The organism is Bacillus cereus group sp. BfR-BA-01524 (genome assembly GCF_022662595.1).
In the GTDB taxonomy this organism is placed as follows: domain Bacteria; phylum Bacillota; class Bacilli; order Bacillales; family Bacillaceae_G; genus Bacillus_A; species Bacillus_A thuringiensis_S.
The window spans coordinates 1-6,322 of the sequence record NZ_JAKUDW010000166.1 but is presented as its reverse complement, the minus strand read 5'-3'; the positions used below and the strand labels follow the sequence as shown (position 1 = coordinate 6,322).

Here is a 6,322-nt window from a genome sequence, read left to right as displayed (position 1 = left end):
AAAGCTAGCAAGCGACCCTGCTGAGAATACAAATTCAGGTCCAAAGCAAATAACAACAAACATTTTAACCGGTGTAAAGCTGACGGATAAAGACGGAAAACCATTTACAGAGGATAACCGTCCAAGTACAGATTCTCCTGCCAATATTGAGTTTACATGGGAACTTTTAAAATCAATGAATGTGAAAAGTGGAGATTACTATATTTTTGATCTTCCTAAACATTTTAAAATTTACAATACAATTAACAGTCCTTTATATGATAGTGAAAACAATCAAATTGGTAATTTTACTGTTACAAAAGATGGAAAAGTCACGATGACATTCAACGATTATGTTGAAGAGCATCCAGATGTCGCTGGTAACCTACAATTAAAGACAGAATTTAATAAAGCTGAAATTAAAGGTACAACAACACAAGAAATTCCTTTCCCGATTAAAGATAAGGATGTTTCTATTACAGTTGACTTTAAGCCTAATGTACAAACAGCTACGAATAAAAAAGGGTTACCTGATAGACCAATTAATACAAATGAAATTAATTGGAAAGTAGAAATGAACAAAACGAAAGACACCCTTAAAAACGCTGTTTTTAAAGATAACATTCCACAAGGTACAAGCTTAAATAAAGATTCTATTAAAGTTTATTATTTAGAAGTTGATGTTAATGGGAATGTAACGCGTGGTGCAGAAGCTGAGCCAACAGATTACAATATTATTTCATCAGATGGCTCAAAATTGGAGATTGCTTTCAAAGATTCTATCAATAAAGCATATCAAATCGAATATGCCACAAAAATTACCGATGAAAATATTAAAAGCTTCCGAAATAACGTTACGATAACGAGTGATAATCAAAAGCAACAAAACGCAAGCTCTACTGTAACGGTTTCTCGTGGTACACACTTAAATAAAACAAGTAAATATGATCCAAAGACGCAAACAATTGAGTGGACAATTACTTACAATGGTGATCAAAGAGAGATCAAAAAAGCTGATGCGATTTTAAAAGATATTTTTGACGATACACACGAACTAGATGCAAATTCTATTGTTGTGAAAAACGCTTCATATAATGAAAAAGGAACGCTTGTAACAGGAGACGCTGTTAATAATTACACTGTAAGTAACAAGAAGAATGGATTCGATTTACAGTTTAACGATGATATTAATAGTGCTTATGTGATTACCTATAAAACCAAGCCAACTAATAAAGTTATAGAAGATGGAAAAGTAAAAAATACAGTTACAGCTGATAATGATTCAAGTAAAGAAAATGAAGCTAGCTTCAAGCAGCAAAATATTATTAAATCTAATAATAAAGCTGAAACAAATTATAAAGACAAAACAACAACTTGGACAATTATAGTAAATAATAACAACTATCCATTAAACAACGCGATCATTACGGACACCTTTGATCATGGTGGATTACAATTAAAAGATAAGAAACTAGAAATTAAAGACGGAAATTATACCCTTCAAGCTGGGACTGACTATGTTTTAGATGCAACAGATAAAGGCTTCAAAATTACTCTTATAGGTGCGTATCAGTCTAATATGACAAAGACATTAGTCGTAAAATATACGACAGACTTTGATTATACAAAGCTAGAAAGTGGTAAAACTTCATTTAAAAACACAGGTAACCTATCTTGGATAGATACGGATTCTAATCCACAATCAAATAAAGTTGAAGCTAATTTCGATCCTGATACTTTCACAAAAGCAAATGGTTATAAATACGGTTCTTATAACGCCCAAACGAAGGAAATTACTTGGATAATAGGCTTTAACTATAATAATGTTGAGATTAAAGATCCTTATGTTATAGACGTAATACAAGATAAACAAAAGTTAGTGCCTGGATCCATTGAAGTGCGCGATATGATTTTAAATGGAAATCCTGATAATGCACAACCTGGTAATGCTGTACCAACTGAGAAATATGAACTTGAAGAACCTACAGAGAAAAATAAAAACACCCTAAAGGTTCATTTCAAACAATCAATTAATTCACCTTACTATATTATCTTTAAAACAAGCCTTGATGGTGAACTTATCCAAGGCACCTACAAAAACGAGGCAGATTTAAAAGATGGCTCTAAAATTGTAAATACCCTTACAGGTGACACTCAAGTAAATAAAGGTGGCAGCTTCGTTACTAAAAAAGCTGTGCAAGACGACAACTATATTAATTGGAGTATCGCAATTAACGAAAGCCAATCAACCATTGCAGATGCGGTTGTAACAGATGACCCCACCGAAAATCAGGTAATTGTGGAAGATTCATTCCACTTATATCCTACAACTGTTGATCCATATGGAAATTTAACAAAAGATACAGTAAACGAATTAAAAGAAGGAACAGACTATAAACTCAAAATAACAACAGACAATAATACCGGAAAGCAACATTTCGAAATTGCCTTCTTGAAAAAAATTGATCGAGCTTATATTTTAGAATATCGCTCACTTATTAATGCAGACGATAAAGAAAAAGTAAGTAATAAAGCGAAAATCACAGGCAATAAGTTGACAGTTAAAAACACAGAAACTACTGAAACGATTGAAGTGAGAATGTCTTCTGGTTCAGGCGGAGGATCTGCTACCAAAGGTCGTGGAAACCTTGAAATTATAAAGGTAGATAACGACAATAAGAACGTACTATTAGCTGGGGCAGAATTTACTTTATACGATCGTACAGGTAAAACTGTTATCCGTAAAATTGCAACAGACAAAGACGGTATCGCTAAATTTAATAATTTAAAACGCGATAAATATTTATTGAAAGAAACAAAGGCTCCTGAAGGCTATGTAATTAGCTGGGATTTAAAACAAGGGAAAGTTGTTGAACTTGGTACACAAGAGACTACAACATATAAACTTGCAAATAAGAAGTTTATCGGGAAAGTAGTTTTAACAAAATCTGATGACCTGAACAAAAACGCAACACTACAAGGCGCCGTTTTCACACTACTAGATAAAGACAAAAAAATAATTCCAGAACATGAAAAATTAACAACAAATAATAACGGACAAATTATTATAGATAAACTAAAACCAGGAACTTACTACTTACAAGAAACGAAGGCTCCTGAGCATTATCAATTAGATAGCAAACTTATTCCGTTTACTATCTCTGAAGATCAAACAACAGTAGTAAACCGAACTGCGACAAATAGTTTAACTAAAGGATCTGCTCTTTTAACAAAAGTGGATAATTATAATAAAACTTTAGCAGGGGCAGAGTTTACTGTTCAGGATCGCAACGGAAAAAATATTCCTGGATATGAGAAATTAACAACAAATGAGCATGGACAAATAGAAGCAAAAGATTTACGCCCTGGTAAATACCAATTTGTCGAAACAAAAGCTCCTGAGCACTATGAATTAGACAAAACGCCTATTCTATTTGAAATAGAAAAAAGCCAAACTACAGCCGCTTCTATTACAGCAAAAAATGCTTTAATTAAAGGTGGCGTTACGTTAACAAAAGTGGATGATATTGATGGCACTACCCTTGAAGGTGCGATATTCAAAATTGTTAACGACAAAAATGAAGATGTCCGTACAAACTTAAAAACAGAAAAAGATGGAACTTTGAACGTTAAAGATTTAGATCCTGGTGATTATCAATTTATTGAAACAACACCACCTAAATACTATGACTTAAATAAAGAACCAATTCCGTTTACAATCGAGAAAAGTCAAACAAGCATTATCTCAATTACTGCAAAAAACAGTTTAACAACAGGTGCTGTTGAGCTATTAAAAGTCGACGAATTTGATAAAAAGACTCCCCTTGCTGGAGCTATGTTCAAAATCGTGAATGATAAGAACGAAGACGTTCGTACAGAATTAACTACCGATACAAACGGAACTGTTAAAGCTTCTGACTTACGCCCAGGCAAATACAAATTTATTGAAACAAAAGCTCCTGAACATTATGAACTGCGATCAACACCAATTGAATTTACAATTGAGAAAGGTCAAAAAACACCGATTGTTATTACAGCTGAAAATGGTCTACTACCAGGCGATGTTGAACTAACAAAAATCGATGATACTGATGGCACTGTACTTACAGGTGCCGTATTCAAAATTGTTAATAACAAAAATGAAGATGTCCGTACAGAATTAGTTACGAATCAGGAAGGTAAAATTATTGCTACTGGTTTACGTCCAGGTAACTATAAATTTATCGAAATGAAAGCTCCTGAGCATTATACCTTAAATAAAACACCGATTGAATTTACAATTAAGGAGAGCCAAGCGACTGCTATTAACGTTACAGCTACTAATAGCTTAATAAAAGGCGGTATTGAATTAACAAAAGTTGATTCTGTAAATGCTAAGGAAACACTTGAAGGTGCAGTATTTAAAATCGTTAATAGAGATACTAATGAAGATGTTCGTACGGACCTTGTTACGGATAGTAAAGGATTGCTAGTTGTAGATGACTTACGTCCTGGTAACTATAAACTTATCGAAACAAAGGCTCCAACTTATTACGATGTAAATGTAGAACCTATTGAATTTACAATCGAAAAAGGACAACAAAAACTCCTTCCACTTACATTTAAAAATAGTTTAACGAAAGGAAAAGTTAAACTTATTAAAGAAGATGATGTGGAAAGTAGTAAAGCTCTTGCCGGCGCTGTATTCACATTGCAAGACGCAACTGGCAAAGAAATTATGAAAGATTTAACAACAGACGATTACGGAGTATTAGTTATTCCTGATTTAGCACCAGGGGATTATCAATTTATCGAAACAAAAGCCCCTGAACATTATAAATTAGACAAAACACCTATTAAGTTCACAATTAAAAAAGGTAGCAAGGAAGATCTTCCTATCCCTGTTACTGTAAAAAATAGTTTACTTACAGGTGGCGTCACTTTAACAAAAGTTGATGATGTTGATGGCACTACTCTTGAAGGTGCAGAATTTATAATTGTTGACGCTCATGATACTAAAAAAGTAATTCGAAAAGGTTTAACGACTGATAAAAACGGTAAAATTACTGCTTCTGATTTACGTCCTGGAGACTATCAATTTGTTGAAGTAACAGCTCCAAACGACTATACCTTAAGCAAAGACCCTATTCCGTTCACTATCGAAAAAAGTCAAAAAGAGAATATTACTGTTACCGCTACTAATAGTTTAAAGAAAGGTGCAGTAACATTAACAAAAATCGATGACATCGATCGTACGATGCTCGAAGGTGCAATCTTTAAAATTGTTGATATGAACGGTAAGGAAGTTCATACGAATCTTGTTACAGATAAAAACGGTAAAATTTCTGTTTCTGATTTACGCCCTGGGGACTATCAGTTCATTGAAACAAAAGCTCCTGAGCACTATGTATTAGATGAAACAACGATTCCATTTACAATTGAAAGAAGTCAAACGAAAGAGATCAATGTTACAGGCAAAAATGCTTTGAAAAACGGTAGCGTTGAACTAACAAAGATTGACGATATTGATATAACTACAAAACTTGCTAACGCCGTATTTAATTTATTAGATGCAGACGGAGAGCTAGTTAAAGAAGCCTTAAAAACAAATGATGAAGGTAAAATTGTTGTTGAAAACCTACGTCCTGGTACGTATCAATTCGTTGAAACAATTGCTCCTGAACATTACGATTTAGATAAAAAACCTATCGTATTTACAATTAAAAAGAGCCAAACTGAAACTCTTCATATCACTGCTACAAATGCTTTAACAAAGGGTGCAGTTAAACTTTCTAAAGTAGACGATGTTGATGGCACTGTTCTTAAAGATGCAGTATTTAAAATTGTTAATATGAACGGTGATGTAGTTCATAAAGACCTTGTTACAAATGAACAAGGAATAATCGAAATTAACGACCTACGTCCTGGTGATTACCAATTTATCGAAATGAAAGCTCCTAAGCATTACGTTTTAGATGAAACACCAATCAAATTCACTATTGAAAAAGGACAGAAGAAAGCTATTTCTTTAACTGCTACAAATAGCTTAAAACAAGGTAGTATCGAATTACTTAAAGTTGATGATTTAAACACTCAAACAAAACTTGCTGATGCGGTATTTAATTTACTGGATCAAGATGGCAAAGTACTTAAAACAGATTTAAAAACAAACAGTGAAGGTAAAATCGTTATCGAAAACTTACGTCCTGGTACGTATCAATTCGTTGAAATAACGGCTCCTGAACACTATGATTTAGACAAAAAACCAATTATATTTACAATTGAAAAAAGCCAAAAAGATATTGCTACCGTTACTATGAAAAATAGTTTAACAAAAGGCGGCGTGGAACTTTCTAAAGTGGAT

General features: G+C 33.2%; 1 protein-coding gene. It reads left to right on the top strand.

Features of this window, described 5'->3' with window-relative positions; genetic code table 11:
• Positions 1-6,322 (top strand): SpaA isopeptide-forming pilin-related protein (locus tag MR170_RS29355; protein ID WP_242310445.1); only part of this gene is annotated, 6,322 nt, incomplete at both ends.